The 22,584-nt window shown below is 47.9% G+C and carries 19 protein-coding genes; 7 read left to right on the plus strand and 12 right to left on the minus strand.

Annotated elements, in window-relative coordinates; translation table 11 throughout:
• Nucleotides 1-36: 36 nt before the first annotated feature.
• The 4 genes from BACSA_RS03990 to BACSA_RS04005 all read left to right on the plus strand — a co-directional run bounded on the left by BACSA_RS03990 (nt 37) and on the right by BACSA_RS04005 (nt 7,895).
• Complete coding sequence (locus BACSA_RS03990; RefSeq protein ID WP_013616833.1) at nt 37-1,224, plus strand: DUF418 domain-containing protein; 1,188 nt, start codon at nt 37-39, stop codon at nt 1,222-1,224.
• Nucleotides 1,225-1,466: 242 nt separating this feature from the next.
• Entirely contained in the window at nt 1,467-5,939 is a 4,473-nt protein-coding gene (locus tag BACSA_RS03995) for a translocation/assembly module TamB domain-containing protein (RefSeq protein ID WP_013616834.1), read from the plus strand.
• 2 nt (nt 5,940-5,941) lie between these two features.
• Nucleotides 5,942-6,970, plus strand: a complete 1,029-nt coding sequence (locus BACSA_RS04000) for an agmatine deiminase family protein (protein WP_013616835.1) — start codon at nt 5,942-5,944, stop codon at nt 6,968-6,970.
• A gap of 37 nt (nt 6,971-7,007) precedes the next feature.
• Nucleotides 7,008-7,895 (plus strand): carbon-nitrogen hydrolase, encoded by an 888-nt coding sequence (locus BACSA_RS04005; RefSeq protein WP_013616836.1) that lies wholly within the window; start codon nt 7,008-7,010, stop codon nt 7,893-7,895.
• Between the two features lie 12 nt (nt 7,896-7,907).
• Here BACSA_RS04005 and BACSA_RS20070 read toward each other — a convergent pair whose 3' ends face one another.
• Nucleotides 7,908-8,165 (minus strand): hypothetical protein, encoded by a 258-nt coding sequence (locus tag BACSA_RS20070; RefSeq protein ID WP_169311434.1) that lies wholly within the window; start codon nt 8,163-8,165, stop codon nt 7,908-7,910.
• Nucleotides 8,166-8,368: 203 nt separating this feature from the next.
• Between BACSA_RS20070 and BACSA_RS04010 the strand changes: the two genes are divergently transcribed.
• Complete coding sequence (locus tag BACSA_RS04010) at nt 8,369-9,295, plus strand: PfkB family carbohydrate kinase (protein ID WP_013616837.1); 927 nt, start codon at nt 8,369-8,371, stop codon at nt 9,293-9,295.
• A 107-nt stretch (nt 9,296-9,402) separates the two neighbouring features.
• Complete coding sequence (gene ndk / locus BACSA_RS04015; protein ID WP_013616838.1) at nt 9,403-9,873, plus strand: nucleoside-diphosphate kinase; 471 nt, start codon at nt 9,403-9,405, stop codon at nt 9,871-9,873.
• A gap of 96 nt (nt 9,874-9,969) precedes the next feature.
• On the opposite strand, the gene BACSA_RS04020 is transcribed toward ndk, so the two are convergent.
• On the minus strand, nt 9,970-11,277 hold the full coding sequence (locus BACSA_RS04020) for an inositol-3-phosphate synthase (protein ID WP_013616839.1): 1,308 nt from the start codon (nt 11,275-11,277) through the stop codon (nt 9,970-9,972).
• 261 nt (nt 11,278-11,538) lie between these two features.
• Between BACSA_RS04020 and BACSA_RS04025 the strand changes: the two genes are divergently transcribed.
• Entirely contained in the window at nt 11,539-11,829 is a 291-nt protein-coding gene (locus BACSA_RS04025; RefSeq protein WP_013616840.1) for a hypothetical protein, read from the plus strand.
• Nucleotides 11,830-11,871: 42 nt separating this feature from the next.
• Here BACSA_RS04025 and BACSA_RS04030 read toward each other — a convergent pair whose 3' ends face one another.
• The 10 genes from BACSA_RS04030 to BACSA_RS04080 all read right to left on the minus strand — a co-directional run bounded on the left by BACSA_RS04030 (nt 11,872) and on the right by BACSA_RS04080 (nt 22,584).
• Nucleotides 11,872-13,080: a sugar MFS transporter gene (locus BACSA_RS04030; RefSeq protein ID WP_013616841.1), complete on the minus strand. Its 1,209-nt coding sequence runs from the start codon at nt 13,078-13,080 to the stop codon at nt 11,872-11,874.
• Nucleotides 13,081-13,499: 419 nt separating this feature from the next.
• A complete protein-coding gene (locus tag BACSA_RS04040; RefSeq protein ID WP_013616843.1) occupies nt 13,500-14,231 on the minus strand; it encodes an HAD family hydrolase in 732 nt (243 codons plus the stop codon).
• A gap of 1 nt (nt 14,232) precedes the next feature.
• On the minus strand, nt 14,233-15,225 hold the full coding sequence (locus BACSA_RS04045) for a lysylphosphatidylglycerol synthase transmembrane domain-containing protein (RefSeq protein ID WP_013616844.1): 993 nt from the start codon (nt 15,223-15,225) through the stop codon (nt 14,233-14,235).
• A complete protein-coding gene (locus tag BACSA_RS04050; protein WP_013616845.1) occupies nt 15,225-16,172 on the minus strand; it encodes a CDP-alcohol phosphatidyltransferase family protein in 948 nt (315 codons plus the stop codon). Before BACSA_RS04050 ends, BACSA_RS04045 begins: the two co-directional genes overlap by 1 nt.
• 3 nt (nt 16,173-16,175) lie before the next feature.
• Nucleotides 16,176-17,045 carry an ATP-grasp domain-containing protein gene (locus tag BACSA_RS04055; RefSeq protein WP_013616846.1) on the minus strand — a complete coding sequence of 290 codons (870 nt, stop codon included), beginning with the start codon at nt 17,043-17,045 and terminating at the stop codon, nt 16,176-16,178.
• A 160-nt stretch (nt 17,046-17,205) separates the two neighbouring features.
• Nucleotides 17,206-17,913 carry a nucleotidyltransferase family protein gene (locus BACSA_RS04060; protein ID WP_013616847.1) on the minus strand — a complete coding sequence of 236 codons (708 nt, stop codon included), beginning with the start codon at nt 17,911-17,913 and terminating at the stop codon, nt 17,206-17,208.
• Nucleotide 17,914: 1 nt separating this feature from the next.
• Nucleotides 17,915-19,009: a 4-hydroxythreonine-4-phosphate dehydrogenase PdxA gene (gene pdxA / locus BACSA_RS04065; RefSeq protein ID WP_013616848.1), complete on the minus strand. Its 1,095-nt coding sequence runs from the start codon at nt 19,007-19,009 to the stop codon at nt 17,915-17,917.
• A gap of 16 nt (nt 19,010-19,025) precedes the next feature.
• Nucleotides 19,026-20,084: a DUF4837 family protein gene (locus tag BACSA_RS04070; protein WP_013616849.1), complete on the minus strand. Its 1,059-nt coding sequence runs from the start codon at nt 20,082-20,084 to the stop codon at nt 19,026-19,028.
• A gap of 4 nt (nt 20,085-20,088) precedes the next feature.
• On the minus strand, nt 20,089-21,135 hold the full coding sequence (rlmN, locus tag BACSA_RS04075; protein WP_013616850.1) for a 23S rRNA (adenine(2503)-C(2))-methyltransferase RlmN: 1,047 nt from the start codon (nt 21,133-21,135) through the stop codon (nt 20,089-20,091).
• Nucleotides 21,136-21,213: 78 nt separating this feature from the next.
• Nucleotides 21,214-22,584: a C1 family peptidase gene (locus tag BACSA_RS04080; RefSeq protein ID WP_013616851.1), complete on the minus strand. Its 1,371-nt coding sequence runs from the start codon at nt 22,582-22,584 to the stop codon at nt 21,214-21,216.

Consider the following 22,584-nt stretch of genomic DNA (forward strand, 5'->3'; position numbering starts at 1 on the left):
ATTTTTTTTACTAATTAACCAAACTTAAAGCGACACATGGGAAACGAACTTCTGCGTTCCAAGGAACGCATCTTGGCGGTTGACGCCCTCCGAGGATTTGCCGTAATGGGAATCATCCTCTTACATAACATTGAACACTTCAACTATTATTCTTTTCCGGAAGCCGGCTCTCCCCTGCTTTCCAGCCTCGACAAGCACCTGTGGGACATGCTTTTCTTCCTCTTTTCAGGAAAGGCATACGCTATCTTCGCCTTACTTTTCGGCTTTACCTTCTACCTGCAAAGCCACAATTGCGAGAAACGGGGCGAAGACTTCCGGAACCGGTATATGTGGCGGCTCGTCCTGCTGCTGGGCTTCGGATTCATCAATGCCTCCTTCTTCCCCGGCGAGATATTGGTGCTTTACGCGCTTTTGGGATTCGTGCTGGTGCCGGTCCGGCATCTCTCGGACAAGACGGTGGCATGGATTGCCTTTTTCCTAATGCTCCAACCGCTGGAATGGTGTAAAGTGATTTATGCCCTGATAAACCCCGAAGCCAATCCGCAACAAATGATTTACTCGCTGGGCGATGTATACCCGCAACTCGGAGGAAGTTCCTGGTGGGAAATGGTGAAGGCGAACTTCGTGACCGGCCAGCTTGCCAGCCTCAACTGGGCATGGTGCTACGGGCGTGTGTTCCAGACCGCCTCCCTCTTCATGATAGGCATGCTGATTGGACGGAAAGGACTGTTCCGCATGACCGACGAGACACACGGTAGGGTGATGGGCTTCTGGCAACGGACAGGCATCTACGCTTTGCCCTGCGCGGTCATCCTTTACTATCTGAAAGACTTTATCTATTCGCAAATCAAAAACCCGTTCCTGAAAGCCTCGATGGAAACCATCTGGAACTCCTGGTACAACCTGGCTTTCATGCTGGTAATGGTCAGCGCCTTCCTCATCCTTTACTGGATAAACAAAGGGAAAGTGCAACGCCTCTTAGTGCCATACGGCAAGATGAGCCTCACCGATTACATCACCCAATCCGTCATCGGAAGTTTTATCTACTATGGATACGGGCTGGAGATGCACCGCTATTGCGGAACCACGCTGAGCCTCCTGATTGGCATCGCTTTCTTCCTGCTCCAGCTGGCGTTTGCCCACTGGTGGTTCCGCCACTTCAAACGCGGCCCGCTGGAGACCGTCTGGCACCGCCTCACGTGGATAGGGAAGAAACATTCCTGACACATACGGACACACCCGGAAACACATACGGCTGCATCGGCTTACGCATGCGGTTGCATCCCCCAACGCATACGGCTGCGCCGGGTGATGCAACCGCATGTGTTTTTTGCCCATAACCGGCAAACTTGCCGGTAAAAGCGGCCAATGCAGGCAATCTTATTAAAAATCATAAAAATACCGGGCAGAAACAAGGACTATCTCAACCGATATTTGTACCTTTGCTATATTTTAGAGGCTACTGAATGAGAAAGATATTCCACATAAAACATTTTGTCCGGTCGACAATCATCCTGGTGCTGGTGTGCTACTTCGGATTGATTGCCATCCTGAACCTATCTTTCATCCAAAAGCAGCTATCCGCCTTCGTATCCGACGAGTTAAGCCAGCTCATGCACACGGAGGTAAGCGTCGGCAACATCGATTTGGGACTTCTCAACCGGATTATCGTGCAAAACGTGACCTTGAAAGACCAAAAGAACCACGAGTTGCTCAAGGTATCGCGCCTCTCGGCCAAGATAGAAATCACCCCCCTTTTCCATGGGCAAATCCGCATCAACAGCGTGCAGCTCTTCGGACTTCAGGCACGGCTGAACCGGGAAACGCCTGAAAGCCCCGCGAATTTCCAGTTCGTAATAGATGCGCTCACCCCGAAAGATACGGTAGAGAAGAAAAAAAGCCCCATCGACCTCCGCATCAATGCGGTCCTCATCCGCCGCGGGCAAATTTATTACGATGTCTTGTCGGAACCCGAAACCCCGAACCGGTTCAATGCCCGGCACATCGGAGTGCAGAACCTCTCGGCGACCCTTTCCTTGAAAGCCCTGACCAACGACTCGGTCAATGCACAAATCCGGCGCATGAGCTTTAACGAAACAAGCGGATTCAGGTTAAAGAAAATGGCGCTGAAGTTCATCGCGACCCCACATTGGCTCGCCCTTAACGATTTGGAAATCCAGTTGCCTGAAACCTCGCTCGTGATAGACAGCCTCAGCGCAAATTATGACAGCATCCCGAAACTTCCGCTCCTGCCCACAAGCACGACCTACCGCATGCGCCTCGAAGCCCGTATCACCCCGGCAGACCTTGCCATGTTCGTTCCGGCTTTGAGCCATTTCCATAGCCCGGTGGACTTCCGCCTGGCAATGGAAGGAGAAGGGAACCGCACCCGGTGCACCCAAATCTACCTGAGCGGGAGCAACCAGGCGTTGCTTCTGAAGGCACAAGGCATCGTCAACCATTGGCACGAGAAAAACGGCATGTTCCTGTTCGGCCAAATCTCCCAACTGGATGCCGATGCCCAAGGGCTGGCATGGCTGTACCGGAACCTGTCAGGCAAAGAAGAGACACCGGGCATCATGAAGCGGCTGGGAGACGTGCAATTCACCGGAAACATATCCGGATACCTCCGCCAGCTCACCACCTACGGCATGATAACATCCGATGCCGGAGAGGTGCGCGCAAACATAACCATGCACAAAGGCACCGGACACGAACCGCGCTCGTACTCAGGCAAAATCAGAAGCGACGCCTTGAATCTCGGAACACTTTTAGGCAAGGAAGAAACCTGGGGGAACACGGCATTCGACATCGAATTGGAAGGATTCAGGTACCAAGACGGAAATGCCCAGTCTTATATCAAAGGAATCGTTTCCTCGTTGATTTACAAACAATACGAATACCACAATATCCAGCTCGACGGGCAATATGCTCCGGGAGGATTCGACGGGAAAATCGCGCTTAACGACCCTCATGGGAACATTGAAATCAACGGGCATGTGGCAACCCGGCAACAAGTACCGGACTTCAACGTAACGGTAAACGTGCGCAATTTCAACCCGAACGCACTCCACCTGACCGAGAAATACAAAGACACCGACTTTTCGCTGAATGTCCTCGCCGACTTTACGGGACATTCCATCGACGATGCCCAAGGCGTTATCCATATCGATAGCGTATCGGTCAACTCGCCCGATAAAGACAAGAATTATTTCCTCGAGCATTTCGACATTGTCGCAAGCAACCCTGAGCATAATAATAAGGAGAAACGGATTGAAATACGTTCATCGTTCCTTAACGGAACGGTGCAGGGGCACTATTCATACCGCACCCTCCCCACGAGCGTCCTGAAAACGGTGCAACGCTATATCCCGTCTTTGCTCAACACGAAAAAGGAAATGCCCGAGACCAACAATAACTTCCGCTTCAACCTGAAGCTGGATAATACCGAACTGCTATCGAAAGTGTTGGATATCCCGCTTCAGACCGGCATGCCGGTGTCCCTAAGCGGATACTTCGACGATAGCCGCACGCGCATACAAGTGCGGGCGTACGCTCCCGAATTTACCTATAAGGATGCCTATTACGAAGCCGGGACCTTCCTCTGCGACAATACCGATGCCGGACTGGAATGCCAGCTCCGCGCCAACAAACGCATGAAAAAGGGAGGCATGGTGAATCTGGCTGTACAAGCTTTGGCAAAAGAAAACCGCCTCCGGGCAACGGTCAATTGGGGAAACAATACCGAAGCGACCTTCAGCGGAAAGCTGCAGGCCATAGCGCATTTCAATAAATCGGAAGAGGAAAACCAATTGAACACCCGGATTCAAATCCAGCCCAGCCGGATTATCCTGAATGACAGCATCTGGAATATACATCCCTCGGAGGTAGTGATTAATAAAGGTATCGTTGATATCCGTGATTTCTTGTTTGAGCACCGTGACCAATACGTACGGGCAAACGGACGGATTGGAAAAGCCGAAACCGACAGTTGCCTGGTAGACCTGCGCAACATCAACCTGCAATACATCATGGATATCATCCAATTCCATGCCGTGAAGTTCAACGGGCTGATTACCGGAAAAGTCCACTTGCATCACGTGTTGGACAACCCCGTCATGTACACGCGCCTGAACGTGGAAGGCTTCTCCCTGAACGACGCCTTGTTGGGGCAGGGAGACATCAAAGGCGAATGGGATAACGAACTGGGCGGCGTGCGCCTTTTGGCTGACATTAAAGAGAACAAGCAATACTCCACGTTCGTAGACGGGTATGTCTCGCCCAAAGAAAAGGGGCTGAACCTGAACATCCGCGCCGGAGGCACGAACCTGGCTTTCCTCCAACCCTTCATCGACGGTATTTTCACCAACATGCAAGGGCGTGTATTCGGCAATGTACGACTATACGGTCCTTTTTCAAGCCTCGACCTGGAAGGGGAAGCCCGGGCAGACGCCAGCATGAAAGTGGATATCCTGAACACCGCCTTTAAGGTACATGCCGACTCGGTACACATCCGTTCGGGGCATTTCGGCTTCGACAATGTCCAGATAGCCGACATGGAAGGGCATACGGGGCTGGTAAACGGTTCGTTGAACCACCGGAAGCTCAAACAACTGACCTACAACTTCCGCTTCAACACCAACAATATGCGGGTATTCCATACGGAAAGGGAAACACCTGAATTTCCTTTCTATGGCACCATCTATACCACCGGCGAGGTTTTGCTGCGGGGCGGGAACAATGCACTGAACGTAGACGGAACGTTGCGGACCGACCCGCGCACATCGTTCACTTACGTGACCGCAACCGCCGCCGAAGCCACCAGCAACCAGTTTATCGAATTCGTAGACCGTACTCCCCGGCGCAAACAGGAAAACATCTATACCGAACTTTACCATCCGTTGAACGAACGCGAAGAAAAAGAAGAAGACGACACACCGCTGGATATGCATTTGAATTTCCAGATAGAAGCCACACCCGACGCAACGATGCGGATTGTCATGGACCCGATTGCAGGAGACAACATCTCGGCAAACGGCACCGGAAACCTGCGCATCAATTTCTATAATAAAGGAGATTTCCTGATGTTCGGAAACTACAATATCGAGGATGGCATCTACAAAATGAGCATGCAGAACGTCATCCGAAAAGACTTTGCCCTACAATCGGGCGGCACGGTATCCTTCAACGGAAACCCGCGCCAGGCAAACCTGAATGTACAAGCGGTCTATACGGTCAACTCGGCATCGCTAAACGACTTGGTGGCAGACGCGTCCAGCACCCGAGGCAATGTACGGGTCAATTGCTTGCTGAACCTGAGCGGAAACCTGACCAGCCCCAGCCTGAAGTTCGACCTCGAGCTGCCTACCGTAAGCGATGAAGACCGTGAGTTGGTGCGGAGCCTGACCAGTACAGAAGAACAGATGAATACCCAAATCATCTACCTGCTGGGCATCGGAAAGTTCTATACATACGACTATAACAATAACGCCACCCAGTCGGACGCGACCAGCTCGCTGGCTTTCAGCACCTTATCCGGGCAATTGAACAACATGCTCGCCCAGGTCATCGACAACCAGAACTGGAACGTGGGCACCAACCTGAGCACAGGAGAAAACGGATGGAGCGATGTGGAAGCCGAGGCAATCCTGTCCGGAAGGCTTTTGAACAACCGGCTCATCATCAACGGGAACTTCGGGTATCGGGACAATGCCATGCAAAACACGAACTTCGTAGGAGACTTCGAAGCCATGTGGATACTGACCAAGAACGGAGAGCTTCGCCTGAAAGGATACAATGAAACCAATGACCGCTATTTTACCAAATCAACCCTGACAACCCAAGGCATCGGCCTGATGTATAAAAAAGATTTTGACAACTGGCGGGAATTGTTCGACTGGATGCTGCTCCGCCGAAGAAACAAACAAAAAACGAAATAACAATGGAACATACCTATTATTTACCTGCCGAATGGCATACACAAAGCTATATCCAACTGACTTGGCCTCATGCCGGAACCGATTGGAAATATATGCTGGAAGAAGTGGAAGCGTGTTTTCTCAACCTGGCACGGGAAATCGCAAGCCGCCAGCCCTTATTGCTTGCCGCTCCCGAATTTCCGAAAGCACTCGAACAAGCGACATACAAGTCCAATATCCATTTCGTCCCCTGCCCTACCAACGACACATGGGCACGCGACCACGGCTTCATCACCCTGCTTCAAAAGAATGCATCCCCTTTGCTGCTGGACTTTTGCTTCAATGGCTGGGGAATGAAATTTGCCGCATGCAAAGACAACCTGATTAACACCCGCCTTTACAAAAGCGGAGTGCTGAACGGGCATTATATCAATTGCCGCAATTTTGTGTTGGAAGGAGGCTCAATAGAAAGCGACGGAAAAGGCACGTTGCTTACCACTTCCACCTGCCTGTTGGCTCCCAACCGGAACGACACCTTATGCCGGGAAGAAATCGAACAATACCTGAAAGAGCGGTTCAACGTGCTTCAGGTGCTATGGCTCGATTACGGTTTTCTGGCAGGAGACGATACCGATAGCCACATTGATACATTGGCACGCCTTTGCCCGGACAATACCATTGCCTATGTGCAATGCGCCGATACGGAAGACGAACACTACGGGGCTTTGCATGCCATGGAAGAACAATTAAAAACCTTCCGCACCCTGGACGGCAATCCTTTCCGTCTGCTTCCGCTCCCCATGCCCGATGCCATCTACGATGCGGAAGGAGAAAGACTGCCTGCTACGTATGCCAATTTCCTGATTATGAACCAAGCTGTATTGTATCCCACATACGCACAACCAGACAAAGACCATCGTGCAGCCCAAGTGCTGGCAGAAGCTTTTCCCGAAAGAGAAATCATAGGAATCGATTGCCGTGCCTTGATTCAGCAACATGGCTCCCTGCATTGTGTTACCATGCAATACCCCGAGAATGTCTGCCCCTTTTGAATAAGACTTAAGAACTTAAAAACTTAAAACTCAAAATATGACAAGAATCATCCGTGCAGGTATCGTACAGCAATCTTGCTCTGCCGATATCAAGACCAATTTAGAAAAACTTCATCGCAACATCGCATCCGTAGCGCAAGCCGGAGCCGACTTAGTCGTCCTGCAAGAACTTCACAACACACCTTACTTTTGCCAGACCGAAGACACGTCCTTATTCGATCTGGCAGAACCGATACCGGGACCTTCTACCGGTTTCTATAGTGAAATAGCCGCGGCATACCGTATCGTGCTCGTCACTTCGCTCTTCGAACGCCGCGCAGCCGGACTGTATCACAATACAGCCGTTGTATTCGATACAGACGGAAGCATTGCCGGCATCTACCGCAAGATGCATATTCCCGATGACCCGGCATACTACGAAAAATTCTATTTCACTCCCGGAGACATCGGCTTCGAACCCATCCAGACTTCCATCGGGAAATTAGGCGTACAAGTCTGTTGGGACCAATGGTATCCCGAAGGAGCGCGGCTTATGGCACTGAAAGGAGCCGAAATCTTAATCTACCCTACTGCCATCGGCTGGGAAAGCACCGATACGCAAGAAGAAAAACTGCGCCAAACCGGTGCCTGGATAACCGTACAGCGCGGCCATGCCGTAGCCAACGGCTTGCCCGTAATAGCCGTAAACCGTGTAGGATTGGAGCTTGACCCGTCCGGACAGACCAACGGAATCCTGTTTTGGGGGAACAGCTTCGTAGCCGGACCGCAAGGCGAAATTCTGGCTCAAGCCAGCAATACAAAAGAAGAAAACTTGGTAGTAAGCATCGATATGGGCAGAAGCGAAAACGTACGCCGCTGGTGGCCCTTCCTCCGAGACCGCCGCATTGATGAATTTAAAGATCTCACCCGCCGGTTTATCGACTAAGTTAATTGTAGTTCATAGCTTATATGATGAATACTCACCACTGAGGCATACAGAACCTTTTAATTTACGAAATGACAATTTAAAATCGTACCTCGTAAATTGAGAAGCTGTTTTGAATTTCTCCAAAAAGTTTTTCTTGGCTTGATGTGTTCGTTTTCGTGTGTGCTTTGGGCGATTTTTTGGTCCTTTTCGCTCCTGTTCTTCGTCAGATAGCCCGCTATCTTCCTCATCACAGAAGCGAAAATGCCTCAAAAACTCATCCCAAATCATCGCACGATAAATTCAAAACAGCTTCTGAATAATGGCAAATATATGTTCCTCTGTGGTGAGACTTCAATTAATATTGCACACATACTTAACAAAAAGACCATACTTCACGCATTTTTTACTAACGAATACTGACTAAGAACAGTCTTATTATTCGAAAAAAACATTACCTTTGCACCCGTTTTAATGAAAATTACCATAATGACATGAATGATATTTGCTGTATAGGACACATTACACTGGATAAGATAATCACCCCAAAACAAACCGTTTATATGCCTGGAGGCACTTCGTATTATTTCTCACACGGAATATACCACCTTAAAGACCATGCGCATTATAAGCTGGTTACGTCTTTGGCATCCAGCGAATATCAATCAGTAAACGAACTCCGCGCCAAAGGAATTAATGTGGAGGTCATTCCCAGCCGCTACACAGTATATTTTGAAAATAAATACGGGGAAAACCAAAACAACCGTACCCAACGTGTATTGGCTAAAGCAGACCCTTTTACGGTAGAAAAGCTGAAACATCTGGAAGCGCGTTTCTTCCATTTAGGCAGCTTGCTTTCGGATGATTTCCCGCTCGAAGTCATCAAATTCATGTCTGCCAAAGGTATACTCTCGGTAGATGCACAAGGATATTTACGGGAAGTGCGTGGCGAGAAGGTCTATCCGGTAGACTGGGAAGAAAAGAGGGAAGCGCTGAAATACATCGACATACTCAAAGTAAACGAGCACGAAGCGGCTGTCCTCACCGGTTCTTCCGATTACGACGAAGCTGTTCATCTGTTGCACGAATGGGGAGTAAAAGAAGTACTGCTGACCTTAGGCAGCGAAGGCTCGCTGATTTATGCCGAAAACAAGCTTTACCGCATCCCTGCCTATCCGCCCCAAGAAGTGGTAGACGCTACTGGATGCGGGGATACATATATGTTAGGTTACCTGTACATGCGTAACAAAGGGGCATCGTATGCCGAAGCCGGAACGTTTGCCGCAGCCCTTTCTACCATCAAGCTGGAAAAATCCGGTCCCTTCTGCGGAACGGAACAAATGGCTTCCGACATCATCAAGCGCAGTCCCCTGAAAGCCGAACGCCTGACTTCTGTAGCAAACATGCTCCAACTGCAATAAGAGCCTGTTTCTAAGGAGAAAGAGTTTTTTTCCTGCACGGCATTGTTTTTCTCAAAATAAATGATATATTTGCGGTAATTTGTAACAAATCTAATAATTACCGCACTATGAGTCTTGAAAAAACATTAGTCATCTTAAAACCCAGTGCCGTACAGCGCGGGCTGATTGGAGAAATTACCACTCGTTTCGAACGGAAAGGGCTACGTCTGGCTGGCATGAAAATGATGCAGCTGACCGACGAGCTTCTGAATGAACATTATGCGCATTTGGCAGACAAACCTTTCTTTGCACGTGTCAAGAAATCCATGATGGCTTCTCCCGTAATCGCTTGCTGCTACGAGGGAGTAGATGCCGTACAGGTAGTCCGCTCCATGACAGGAGCCACTAACGGACGGGCAGCCGTTCCCGGCACCATCCGTGGAGATTATTGCGTCAGCAACCAGGAAAACATTGTCCACACTTCCGACTCTCCGGAAAACGCCATCATAGAAGTCAACCGTTTCTTCAAGCCCGAAGAATTATTCGAATACAAGCTGAACGCGCTTCCTTTCCTGCATTATGCGGAGGAAATGCAATAAAAACATCTGGTCAATCAGAAAATGAATTGCAAATTCATTCATTTCTGATTGACCAGAATAGCAATATTTCATCCGCGATTAGCTATTTGCGGACATTTAATCTATTTCTTCATCGGCTTCATAGCCCCCCATTTCCCGAATCGCATTCTTCAGCATTACATATTGCTGGAACAAATGGTTTACAGGCACTTCATCCTGCGTATAGTCATGCATCGGACTCTTGAGGAAGAAGCTCAAGAAACGCTGAATGCCGTAACGTCCGGCACGGGCAGCAAGATCACTCAACAAAACCAAGTCTAAACAAAGCGGAGCGGCAAGAATCGAATCGCGGCACAAGAAGTTTATCTTTATCTGCATCGGATAGCCCATCCAACCGAAAATGTCGATGTTGTCCCAACCTTCCTTATTGTCATTGCGCGGCGGATAATAGTTGATGCGCACTTTATGATAATAATCTGTATACAAATCAGGCTGGTTTTCCGGAACGAGGATAGACTCCAAAGTGGACAATTTACTAACCTCCTTTGTATGGAAGTTGGCAGGTTCGTCCAATACAAGCCCGTCGCGGTTTCCTAAAATATTGGTCGAGAACCAACCCGACAAGCCTAAGCAACGGGTTCCGATAATCGGCGCAAAACCAGACTTCACCAATGTCTGCCCGGTCTTGAAATCTTTTCCGGCAATCGGCATCCGCGTCTTTTCTGCCATTTCCCACATCGCCGGAATGTCCACCGTCGTATTCGGCGCACCCATAATGAACGGAGCACCTTCGGCAAGCGCCGCGTATGCATAACACATGGAAGGAGCGACATGACGGCGGTCATCCTCCTTCATCGCCTGCTCCAGGGCAGCCAGCGTGCCGTGCACTTCTTCGCATACCGGCACATAAATTTCGGTGGAAGCAGCCCATAAAACAACAATACGGCTGCATCCGTTCGCCTCCTTGAAATCACGGATATCTTTCCGCAAGGCTTCCACCATGTCCCAACGGGTTGCACAGTCTTTCACGTTATCGCCTTCCAACCGTTTGGCATAATCACGGTCGAAAGCCGCTTTCATCGGGACAATCTTTTCCAATTCATCCTTCACCGGATTGATATCCTTCTCTTTTAAGACCTCACAATTTATAGCAGACTCGTAAGCATTGGCAGGATATACATCCCATGCTCCGAAAACGATATCTTTCAGCTCAGCCATCGGGACAATTTCATGATAATGAAGATATTTCTTTTCCGCCCCACGTCCTACACGGATTTTGTCGTACTGGGTCATCGAACCTACGGGCTTCGCCAACCCTTTCCTGACCATTAACACCCCTGTCATAAACGTAGTGGCTACTGCACCCAATCCCACACACAGCACACCCAATTTTCCGGTAGCCGGTTGTACATTCATTTTTTCCATTTCGAATTCTTTTTTTTGTTCGTTTTTTCTTATAAATAAATCACAATAACTTCCTATATAAATGTAAAGTTAGCCTTTTTCGATTTATTACAAACACAATTGCATCATCTTATTTCATTTTTGAACAAAAAAAGGACATTATTTCTGTAAAAACTACCACACAAGCATGTGATATAGGATAAATTTCCATTGATTTTTCTTTTCATTATTCCACTTTTCCAAGAAAAAACCTACCTTTGCAATGAAATAAAAAAAGAATCTATGCAAACAGTTGTCAAACTTTTTATTTTTGCAGCAATCTATATAATAGCTATCGTAAATGTAGCGAAAACCAATACAGTCTGGACTGGCGATTTAAGTTACCGCATCATTCATTTGATGCTGTTTATCACCAGCATCATTGCACTCATAAGCAGACCAAAAGCGAAAGAAGGGCAAAAAGAGCCGTGGCACATCATTTCCCGATGGGTTTTCATCTTCGCGTGTCTGGTTTATGCCCTAATTTACCTTTCGGCTGTCTTCGTGCACGATTTGCCTTTACTTATCGGATAATAAGCTTGGCCAATAGCATCTAAAAACGGACAGTTGGACCGATTATCTTTTTGCTACGGAAAGCATTTTCCGGGCATATAGCCACACTACCGCATACGCTACCCAAGGTACGGCAAACGCCCATACCATAGAAGCTGTATGGTCGGCTACAAAACCCATCAATAAAGGGCCGACAACTCCGCCTACCGGCGACATCATGAGGAAAGAAGACGCACGCTTGGTATGGCTTCCCAGTCCCTTTAACGCCAAAGCAAAAATAGTGGGAAACATGATTGCTTCGAACGCATAACCCAAAAGCAAGGCTATCAAGGAAACAATGCCCATATCAAGCAAGACCACGGTAGTAGTAAGCACCGTCCCCGTAGCACACCAGAACAACATCTTTTCGGCACGTATCCGGCGCATGATCCAACTTCCGAGAAAACGCCCCAACATGAACAAGCCTAATCCGCCAAAAGACAAAATCAACGAAGCATAACGGGCGTTCATCCAATTCTGCTCCACCACATAATTAATAAAAAAGCTATTAATCGAAATCTCGGCGACCTCGTAAGCGAATAAAGCAATCAAGCCAAAAACAAACAGACGGTGCGACCACAGGCTTACCCGTTTCCCCTGATCATCTATTTCTGTCTGGTGTACGATTTCAGGCAGTCTTACACGCAAAAAGACACATGCAACCAACAGCACCAATATCCCCATACAAACATAGGGGAAAGCAACGCTATTGGGATGTTCCTTATTGTCGGAAAACAAGAACAGCCCAACCAACAAAGGCGCGCAGATGCAACCCAATCCGTTAAAAGACTGGGCGAAGTTCAAGCGGCTTGCAGCCGTTTCTTTTGCCCCCAACTCTGTAACATACGGATTGGCAGCCGTTTCAAGAAAAGTCAACCCGCATCCGATGACAAAAAGAGCAAACAAAAACGCATTAAATGAAACAAAATACTGGCCGGGAATGAAGAGCAAAGCGCCGATTCCATAGAGCAACAATCCGAAAACCACCCCGCTCCGATATCCGAAACGGTTGATAAACAATCCTGCCGGAATCGCCATCACAAAATATCCCATATACATCGTAACCTGTATGAAAGCCGAATGGGTCTTCGAAATATCAAGCATTTCTTGGAAGTGCTTGTTCAACACATCCAAAATAGCATGGGCAAATCCCCACAGAAAGAATAATGAGGTCAATAAAACAAAAGGCAACCGATATTGCCTGTCGACCAATGCAGTACGTTGTTTCTTCATTTCTATACGTTTATCAATTAACAATTACTTATAGGAAGCTTTCGCAGGGTTGCGATTCCTCGCAGCACGCTGCAGGAAGCTTTCGCAGGGTTGCGATTCCTCGCTGCACGCTGCAGGAAGCTTTCGCAGGGTTGCAATTCCTCGCTGCACGCTGCAGGAAGCTTTCGCAGGGCTGCAATTCCTCGCTGCACGCTGCAGGAAGCTTTCGTAGGGCTGCAATTCCTCGCTGCACGCTGCAGGAAGCTTTCGTAGGGTTGCAATTCCTTGCTGCACGCTGCAGGAAGCTTTCGCAGGGTTGCAATTCCTCGCTGCACGCTGCAGGAAGCTTTCGCAGGGCTGCAATTCCTCTGTCTCCCGTCTGTGTCCTGTGCCCATTCGTCAACCGACATTACCAACGGCTCATTATTCATTGCCAATTATTAATCAATTATCAAATAAGGCAACAAATCCGGAAGGTCGGTTATCACCACATCGGGCAACGAATCGTCTGTTTCCTCGTTTCCCCACCCTTCGCCTTTCAGCCAAGCGACTTTACATCCTACTTTTTTGGCAGGCACCACATCTTTCGAAAACGAATCGCCTACTACCAAAACTTGACCAGCCGGAAGTCCCATAGCTTCTACTCCCAAACGGTAAATCGCAGGGTCGGGCTTACGTACTCCTACCACAGACGACTCAACGATGCGGGAAAAGAAGCCATCCAAGCCAAAATCTTTCAATACAGCCTGAATGTTTCCATAAAAATTAGAGACCAAGACCAACTTATAATGTTCGGAAAGCGTCTTCACCACGGGACGTGTGCGCTTCAAGACCTCAAGCACGTATGCATAACATGCATCCGCAATGCGGCTGGCATAATTTTCCGCCACGGCTTTTTCATGCGGCAATATTCCATTCTCCACCAGCCAATCCATCTGGACGCGCGTCTTGATGCGAAGCACATCGTAAAAATTGTCTTCGGGCTTCACCAACGGCTGGCGCGCCAACGTGCGTTCGCCATGCACGTATGCCTCACGAAAAACCGGCTTGTCTACCGGCACCTGAAGTTCCCGGTACTTCTCCCACAACACTTCCGCCCAATGGCGGCTGTTGGTGTCGATTGTCCCTCCGTAATCGAATATCACTCCCTGAATATCTGTTAACTTCTTCATTTTATCCTTTTTTACGGTTGCCTACTTTCATCAGCAACACACCGATTATAATCCAAAACAACTCACGCACACGGGTTATCAGACTGGTATATACCCCAAAGGCACTGGGAATGGCAAGCCCTCCCGTAGCCAATGCGAATCCGCCTTCGCGTGCACCCAACTGCATGGGCGAAAAGAAAAACAAGTTGGCGAAAAGGGAAGTAAAAGCCATAATCAGGATACAGACAAGAAAACTCACGTCTGTGGTCAGGATGTTCAATATGAAATACACTTCCAGACAGCCCACGATACGTGCCAAAAACTCCAGCCCCAACGAGACATAAAACGTGCTCTTGCGCTGCTTGTGAAGCTCGGCTATCTGCGCGTCAATCCGTTGCAGCGTTTCTTTTTTCTCCACACTGAACCGGTTTGCCCATTTCTTGAGAAAAGGCACATGCGTAAGCATCTTCAGTGTACGCACCGCCATCCCGTTACGGTATCCTTTCATAAAAAAATAGATGGCAAGCGAACAGAATGCAACGACAACGGCAAGCATCACGCCTATTCCCCAATTCATCGGCTCAATGAGCACATAAAGCACAGCCGAAGTTAGCCAAAACCAAAAATGGGAAAAAATGTGCATCATCGCATAAAGGATGACAGACGAAGTCGCTTTGCTTGTCCCGACATACGAACTAAGTTCCATAATGCGGTAAGGCTCTCCACCCATCAGCCCTACCGGCGTAGCATAGTTCAAGGCATATCCTGATATCGTCAGCTTATACACTTGCCAGAAAGGCACTTTGGCACTCTTCCCGTCACGGATAATCACATACCACGACCATGCGTTCAAGTAATAGATGAACACCCACAGCAAAATAACCGCAGGAAGCCATATCCCTGCCCGATGAAGGTTAGCCCATAGTTCTTCATAGTCCATATCGAACGTAAAAAGCATCACCACAATGGCAAAGATGCCGAAGAACCAAAATATATTACGGAATTTTTCTTTCATTATTCTACATATTTATGATAAAGGAAAGCGCATACCGCTTCGTGGCGATGACGCATATACAAGAACAAAGCAGTCATTACAACAATTTCAAAAACGAAATACAGCCACGGCTCGCCAATGAGTAATGAAACATAAAGCGCAATGGCACGCGTGTTGAACGTCAGGATATTGGCATACTTCATTAAAGGCAGGCTCAAACGGCGGAATTCATCGCGCAATTCCTGCGGGACAGCATTGCCGTATTTCTGCTGCACAAATGTGTAAAAGCGTTGGAAATTGGGTGTCATGCGTTCTTGCTTGCGGGTATAGTTCCCATAAAAATAAAGAAAAGCTTTCCACCAAAAATTCCTTTTCCACGGAAGGCTGTGGAATATCTCGCGCTGCTGCTTGAAGTTATCAAGCTCACTTCCGGACTCTCCTTTCAAAAAGAAAAGGTGGATATTACGGTAATAGTCTGCCAACGCACATTGGCGGCTATGGCATAGCGTGCCTGAAAGCAACGCCAGCACCCAAATGCCTATCCCCCATACTGCTCCATGCTCTGCCCCTATCCCAAAGGGCAAAGGCTGAAAAGTAAGCCGCAGGCAAATGGCAGCATAGATGGATATAAACCAAAGGTCGCCTGCAAAGCCATCGAGCATACGTCCCCAACGAGTCTTTTTCCCCGTCATCCGCGCCAATTGCCCGTCACAACTGTCATAATGGTTTGCCCACATCAGCAGCACGATACCCGTAATGGTATGCTTCATGTCAGGGAAATAAAACATGACGCCAGCCGCCACACCTAAAAGAATAGAGAGGATGGTCACCACATTGGGATGCACACCAAAACGGTTAAAGAACAACGCCCAAACATAACCTATCGGGCGATTGAAGTGTATATCCAAAAACTCTTCTGTGTCCATCGACTTAAACGATGCTTCAAGCCCTTTCTTTTCTATACTCATCTTTTATCGGTTATTCAGTTTGGACAAGATACGGTTGTAAATACACTCGGCAATGTAGGGAGCCGCCTCCTCACGGCAAGGAGCGAAACTCGGCCAGTCATTGAAATCAATAATGCGGATTTCTCCCGTAGAAGACACAACGCAATCGCCTCCGTAAATGGGAACCTTAAGCACTTCTGCCGCCTGATTGGCATAATCCCTCAGCTTATTGCGGTCGAACGGAAAACCTCTTGCCTTCCCGTTAATCGCTTCCAGACCGTATTTGCTATGCGATTGCTCGGTAGGATAAAAAGAATAAAAGAAATCTGTACCTTGCACGCCGTAGAACTTCACCAAGTCACCGACCAAATGCGCATTGATTACTGCCGTAGAGATGCCTCTCCTGCGGAAATCTGCCATCACCATGTCTGCTTCCCGCTTGCATTCTACGTACACCACATCCTCTTTTACCATCGCATGCGAATCGCCTCGTTTAATCCAATAAGGAAACACCTCTGGCAACGAACCGCCTTCCGTCGGAATGATGCAAGTATCCGGATGAGGGATACCGTTCGCTATTAAAAGTTCGGTCATCGGCTGACGTGCGCAATTATCAATGCCATAGCCTGAATTTATCACCAAGGCTCCCGCATCTTCCAGTTCTTTCAAGCGGGAAACCGTCGCACTGTCACGAGCCATATCAAAAATAAAATCTGCCTGAATACACTCAGCTACAAACTCTTTTTCAGGGAAAACTGTCACTTCACATCCTCTCTTAGCCAATTCGTTTGCCGCACCGTTGAAAATGGCAGCATCGTTCCCTATATGATTCGGGGAAAACTCGTTTCCGCGGCTCACGCCTACTACCCGAATCTTTTCTCCATTTTGTTGCATGGTCTTTTCTTAACTTCTTGTTTATTTGCTTATGTTTAATGAATATCCGACATTTTGCCAGATTGCCCGCAGAGGCAGGGTTTGCCAGCCTTTTGTATCACACAAATGCATCCGGACAAAGTGAACTCACCCCCTACATGGCTGTTTGCAGACATTCATATTATTTTTTATCATTCAAAAAATCCTCCGCCTTCCGGATATCATCCGCATGGTCTACGTCCAGAATCTTCGAAAACGGATAAGCTTTCAGCTGCAAGCCGTCACTTACCAGCTGGCGCTGAAAATTGCGCATACGCGATATACCCTGACGGATGCAAGATTCCAACGTATCAATCGCCCGGGGAGCCAGGCAATAAATGCCCCCTGATATGTATTTCGTATCAGTTCTTGCCGCATCATAAAAGCCCGTTATGTTCAGGTTGTCATCCGTCCCAATGTACAAAGGCTTCTCATCGTCTATATAGTCAGTCACCGCCATCATACCGTCTGTATCCGACACCTTGAACGCCTCGATAAAACGGGCAAACTCATCTTCATGAAAAACCGTATCTACCGTAGTAAGGCAAAAACGCTCTCCTTTCAGATAAGGGCTAAGCTCATAAAAACTATGCATCGAACTGGGCGTAGTCTTCACTATCACCCGCAAAGGCACTTCGGATGCCTGCGCCAACTCTTCCAAATGCGCCTTTGTGAGCGGCACTTCATTATTGATTATCACCACAATCTCTTCTGCCCCGTTTGCCGTAAAAATACGGATTAAACGGTCAATCATTGCTGTACCATTCAATTGCACCAACGGTTTAGGCAAACAGACGCCCTCTTGCGAAAGGCGGGAGCCTTCTCCCGCTGATATTATCGCGAACTTCATATCAATCTTCTTCTACCGTATCCAATTTCAATTTATCACTATCATCCCGCTTCTCATAATATTGCTTACGCAAGGGACGCGCGCTAATTTCTTCTTCCAAGCGGCGGCGGCGAAATACATCTATCGCCATATACACAGCCTGACGGAACGATTCTTCCGAAGCAATTCCCTTTCCGGCAATATCATAAGCCGTACCATGCGCCGGAGATGTATGCACGATAGGCAATCCTGCAGTAAAATTAACACCTTCATCCATTGCCAAAGTACTGAAAGGCAGCACGCCTTGGTCGTGATACATAGCCAATATACCGTCAAAATGCCGATAATTGCCCGACCCCATCAGTTCGTCAGCCGGATAAGGGCCGTAACAGAATACTCCCCGCTGCCCCATCGCTTCCATAGCAGGAATGATGATTTCCTTTTCTTCATCCCCGGTCAAGCCGTTGTCGCCAGCATGCGGATTAAGCGCAAAAACCGCAATACGCGGACTGTCTATACCAAAATCCTGCTTTAATGAACGGTTAAAGATTTCAAGTTTCTCTATAATCAGTTCTTTGCTCAAACTGCCGGATACATCTTTTACCGGAATGTTTCCGGTAAGCAAAGCAACCCTAAAATCTCCTTTCACAAACATCGTCAACGCTTTCCGGTTTCTTCCGACCTGCTTTTCAATGTATTCGGCATGACCAGGGAAAGACTTAACCTCCGATTGGATAACATTCCTATTGAGCGGTGCCGTCACCAACACATCGAAAAGGTCTTCACGATATTCTCCCAATGCTTTTTCCAACGCATCCAAAGCAGCCCGGCCGCCTTCAGCAGTTGGCTTGGACAATTCCACCTTCAGTTCATCCTCAGTACAATTAACGATGCTCAACCGTCCTTCTTGCGCTTCGGAAGCTGAATTGACAATGCTGAAATTGGTTGATATATCCATAGCCTTGCGATGATAAGCCGCTACTTTCGGCGAACCATACACGATCGGAGTGCACAATTCCAACATCAACGGGTCAGAAAAAGTCTTTAAAATCACCTCATAACCCACTCCGTTAATGTCTCCATGGGTAATCCCCACTTTTATTTTACGTTCTTCCATTTTATATCTTATTTCGTTATTCTGCTTTACGCTCCATCTTTTCTTCCGCAACAGTTGAATCCACAGGGATTTCAGAAACGTCCTTTACCGAGGGAAGCTGCAAAGTATACAAAGCGGCATTTAATTTACGCATTTTATCCCGCTTCAGCCCGCCGGGATTGTACACAAATCCCTCTACCACCACTACACGGGCATGAGCACGGTCAACACGCACATGAGAGACAAAAGGCCCTCCCATGGCATCGTTCTTCATTTCCCATAATCCACGTGCTTCGAATGCATAATCGCCGCCGACTGATATACTGCGCGTCTCTACAAACATCGAATCCGCAGTTTCCATATACATCCCTTCACGTGCGCCCGGCAAATTTATTTTCATGACCGAATCACGCTTATGAATAAAATAAGCTTTCGTAAATGTATCATGGTCGCGGAACGGATACGAATACATGACAAAATTCAAGTCGTTCAAATTAGAAGAAGCCCATAAGAAGTCTTTTCCTTCTTTATACGATTCCAATTCCAACGGCATCCAGATGTCACAGTCAAATATACTGCCTGCTTTCGCCGAGATTACACGATTATGCTTCTGCTTCAATTCCTTGATTTCGCGATTCATCTCCGCACGCGTAAAGAAGTCAACGATTACATTGCCGTGCCGGCTCACGTAATCAGCGAATTCACGCTGGGAAGGAGCCTGAATAATCAGAATCATCTGGGGAGACGAATAAACGTCACGGGCATATTTAAACTTTGTCTGCGTATAAAGTTCGGGATTTATGTCTGTCAGAATAATGTTACGGAACAAACGCATCGAGCGGTCATAATAAGCATGAGGCACACGGGAAATCCGGAAAGAACGTTCCGACTGGGGAAGTCCCGGCACATCAGAATCCAGCACATGATACAAAGCACTGTCCGGAGCCTTCCAGCAATTATCGTCAGCGACCACCAATATCTCATAAGGCCGTCCGCTCGAAGCAGGAGTAATCAAACTCTTCCCGTCACCTTTACATGACGCCATGCTTACCGCAAGCGTCACCATACCTATCAAATAAAGAGCCAAACGCTTCATATCTTTATTGTTTTACTAAGTTCCTTTCTTTTTCCGCCTGCTGTTCAGCCGTCGAAAGCATGCCGCAAGCCGCAAATATATCTTCTCCACGTGAAGCACGGATGGTAGCGAATATGCCATGCTTCGTCAGATAGTCACGGAAAGCCGTCATGGTTTCCATATCCGCACCCTGCAAGTCCACACCCGGAATGGCATGAAAACGAATCAGATTGATACGGCAATCCAAGCCACGCAACAACTTCACCAATTCTTTGGCATAAACCAAACTGTCGTTCACTCCCCCAAACAGGATATACTCAAACGACAAGCGGCGCTGCTTGCTAAAATCATAGTTACGCAGCACATTTACGATTTCTGTTATCGGGAAAGCCCGTTCTGCAGGCATCAATTCAGCCCGTTGGGAAGGGAACGGCGAATGCAGGCTAACCGCCAAATGACAATCGCTTTCCGCTAAAAAGCGCTCCAATCCACGGCGTAAGCCTACGGTAGACACCGTTATCCGCTTAGGGCTCCAGGCATATCCGTAATCAGAAGTCAATATTTCCAAGGCACGCAATACAGCATCCAAATTATCAAACGGTTCACCCATGCCCATGAATACGACATTGGTCAGGGAGTCGCGTTCGGGGATTGAATAAATCTGATTCAGTATCTGCGTGACGGTCAAGCTACCTGCATATCCTTGCTTCCCCGTCATACAGAACTTACAATTCATTTTACACCCGACCTGTGAAGAAACGCACAGTGTCGCACGCTCTCCGTCAGGGATATAAACAGACTCCACAAAGTTGCCTTCCGGAGTACGGAAAAGATACTTTACGGTCCCGTCTGCCGAGCGCATCGCATGTACCGGAAGAGCAGCCCCGACTTCATAATGTTCTTTCAGCAGCTCCCGGTTCCGAAGAGACAGATTGGTCATTTCGTCTATCGAACTGACCTTCTTTCCATAGAGCCATTGAGCAATCTGCCTGGCAGAAAACGCAGGCATGCCTAATTCTTTAACGGCATCATTCAACTCGTCCAATGTCTTACCCAATAAAGCTGTCTTCATCCCACTCTCCACGATTTAGTTATTTGGCGACAAAATTACAGAAAATCTCTCGAATAACAACGAATGCCCGCTTGTTATTTATTCTTCATCCGCAAACATCGGATCCCATGCCGGAAGCCGGACAGGCTTCTGTTTCAAGATATCCAAGACTGCTGCCGGTACATATTTCTTTTCGACAACCAGACGGAACATGTATTCGTCAAACCATTCATCGGTCATGATAAGATGTCCCTGATAGCCGGCTTCAGCACCCCAACTGTTTTCCACCATCCATTTCTTCGGCTTGCCATTGGCATCCAAATCTACAGCCATCAAGGTCATGGCATGGCTCGACCCACTGGCAAAAGTCTGGATACGCTGCTTTTTATCCATATTGAATGTAGTACCCAGCAAAGAAGCGTAATCGTAATTATTCAAATCGAGCGTCCCCTGTTTGCTATCGAGAAACTTGCCCACATCACAAGAGAAATACATCATCGTGCTGTCCTTGATAGACTTGATTGCCATTTCCTTGATATCTTCTATCGGCAAATTCACATACGTCCAGTTCCGTCCGTCGTACGTATGCCGGTCATAATCGATTTCATAACATTGGTAGAATTCACGGCTGGGGTCATTCATCAGCATCACATAATTGCCCGTCAAATCATTACCTAAAAAAGTCTGATAAAATGATTGAGGAGTATATTCTTTGGTCTCTCCTTTCATGGTCCATTCAAAATGCTCCACCGGCTCGCCAAAAGCCAGTGCCAACATGCGGTAAATTGTGCCCAGCATCTCCGTCTTCTGCTTTGCCAATGCAGCCTCGCCCGCACCTTCCGATGCGGCCTGACGCAACTGCAAGCCAAACTCTTTCAGCTTCAGCCCTACCAAGTTGGCAATCTGCCCCGTATTTTCGCTGCTGTATGTTTCGGGCATTACAGAAGCAGGCACAACCCCATACTTCCCGATAATGTCGGAAATGCCCGTAAACTGGCCGCCGTCACTGATAGGATGCTTAAAGAGCCACTCTACCATCTTATCTTCCATCGGCTTCTCGCGTGTATCAATGATGCCCTGCAGGAACAGGTTCGCTTTCTCCAACTGGTCATAAAAGAAACAATAATTCTCGGAAAACTCCATTTCATCCAAGCCGTACTTCGCCATCATCTGCGCACGAAGCACATTCAGGCCTGTAAACAGCCAGCAGCGCCCGGACTGTTGTTGGTCGGTAATGCCATGGGAAACGACACGGTCAGAGAAATGCGTGTCAAAGTTAGCCAAACGTTCATGATTCTTTGCCAGAACCGCAATACTCGTTCCTGCCATCGCATTATAGATTGCCTTATCCGAAGCCGTATGTTTATAACTGCTTTTTATTTCTTTCAATACATCCGGAGTAATCCCTCCTTGTTGTGCCTGCACTGTAAGAGCCATAGTCATCAGGCACAATGCCATACTTTTCCTCAT

The organism is Phocaeicola salanitronis DSM 18170, assembly GCF_000190575.1.
In the GTDB taxonomy this organism is placed as follows: Bacteria; Bacteroidota; Bacteroidia; order Bacteroidales; family Bacteroidaceae; genus Phocaeicola; species Phocaeicola salanitronis.

What these genes read in the sequence shown, in the direction of transcription:
- BACSA_RS03990 (WP_013616833.1), top strand. Translation starts at nt 37, where the DNA reads ATGGGAAACGAACTTCTGCGTTCCAAGGAACGCATCTTGGCGGTTGAC.
- BACSA_RS03995 (WP_013616834.1), top strand. Translation starts at nt 1,467, where the DNA reads ATGAGAAAGATATTCCACATAAAACATTTTGTCCGGTCGACAATCATC.
- BACSA_RS04000 (WP_013616835.1), top strand. Translation starts at nt 5,942, where the DNA reads ATGGAACATACCTATTATTTACCTGCCGAATGGCATACACAAAGCTAT.
- BACSA_RS04005 (WP_013616836.1), top strand. Translation starts at nt 7,008, where the DNA reads ATGACAAGAATCATCCGTGCAGGTATCGTACAGCAATCTTGCTCTGCC.
- BACSA_RS20070 (WP_169311434.1), bottom strand. Translation starts at nt 8,165, where the DNA reads ATGATTTGGGATGAGTTTTTGAGGCATTTTCGCTTCTGTGATGAGGAA.
- BACSA_RS04010 (WP_013616837.1), top strand. Translation starts at nt 8,369, where the DNA reads ATGAATGATATTTGCTGTATAGGACACATTACACTGGATAAGATAATC.
- ndk (WP_013616838.1), top strand. Translation starts at nt 9,403, where the DNA reads ATGAGTCTTGAAAAAACATTAGTCATCTTAAAACCCAGTGCCGTACAG.
- BACSA_RS04020 (WP_013616839.1), bottom strand. Translation starts at nt 11,277, where the DNA reads ATGGAAAAAATGAATGTACAACCGGCTACCGGAAAATTGGGTGTGCTG.
- BACSA_RS04025 (WP_013616840.1), top strand. Translation starts at nt 11,539, where the DNA reads ATGCAAACAGTTGTCAAACTTTTTATTTTTGCAGCAATCTATATAATA.
- BACSA_RS04030 (WP_013616841.1), bottom strand. Translation starts at nt 13,080, where the DNA reads ATGAAGAAACAACGTACTGCATTGGTCGACAGGCAATATCGGTTGCCT.
- BACSA_RS04040 (WP_013616843.1), bottom strand. Translation starts at nt 14,231, where the DNA reads ATGAAGAAGTTAACAGATATTCAGGGAGTGATATTCGATTACGGAGGG.
- BACSA_RS04045 (WP_013616844.1), bottom strand. Translation starts at nt 15,225, where the DNA reads ATGAAAGAAAAATTCCGTAATATATTTTGGTTCTTCGGCATCTTTGCC.
- BACSA_RS04050 (WP_013616845.1), bottom strand. Translation starts at nt 16,172, where the DNA reads ATGAGTATAGAAAAGAAAGGGCTTGAAGCATCGTTTAAGTCGATGGAC.
- BACSA_RS04055 (WP_013616846.1), bottom strand. Translation starts at nt 17,045, where the DNA reads ATGCAACAAAATGGAGAAAAGATTCGGGTAGTAGGCGTGAGCCGCGGA.
- BACSA_RS04060 (WP_013616847.1), bottom strand. Translation starts at nt 17,913, where the DNA reads ATGAAGTTCGCGATAATATCAGCGGGAGAAGGCTCCCGCCTTTCGCAA.
- pdxA (WP_013616848.1), bottom strand. Translation starts at nt 19,009, where the DNA reads ATGGAAGAACGTAAAATAAAAGTGGGGATTACCCATGGAGACATTAAC.
- BACSA_RS04070 (WP_013616849.1), bottom strand. Translation starts at nt 20,084, where the DNA reads ATGAAGCGTTTGGCTCTTTATTTGATAGGTATGGTGACGCTTGCGGTA.
- rlmN (WP_013616850.1), bottom strand. Translation starts at nt 21,135, where the DNA reads ATGAAGACAGCTTTATTGGGTAAGACATTGGACGAGTTGAATGATGCC.
- BACSA_RS04080 (WP_013616851.1), bottom strand. Translation starts at nt 22,584, where the DNA reads ATGAGGAAAAGTATGGCATTGTGCCTGATGACTATGGCTCTTACAGTG.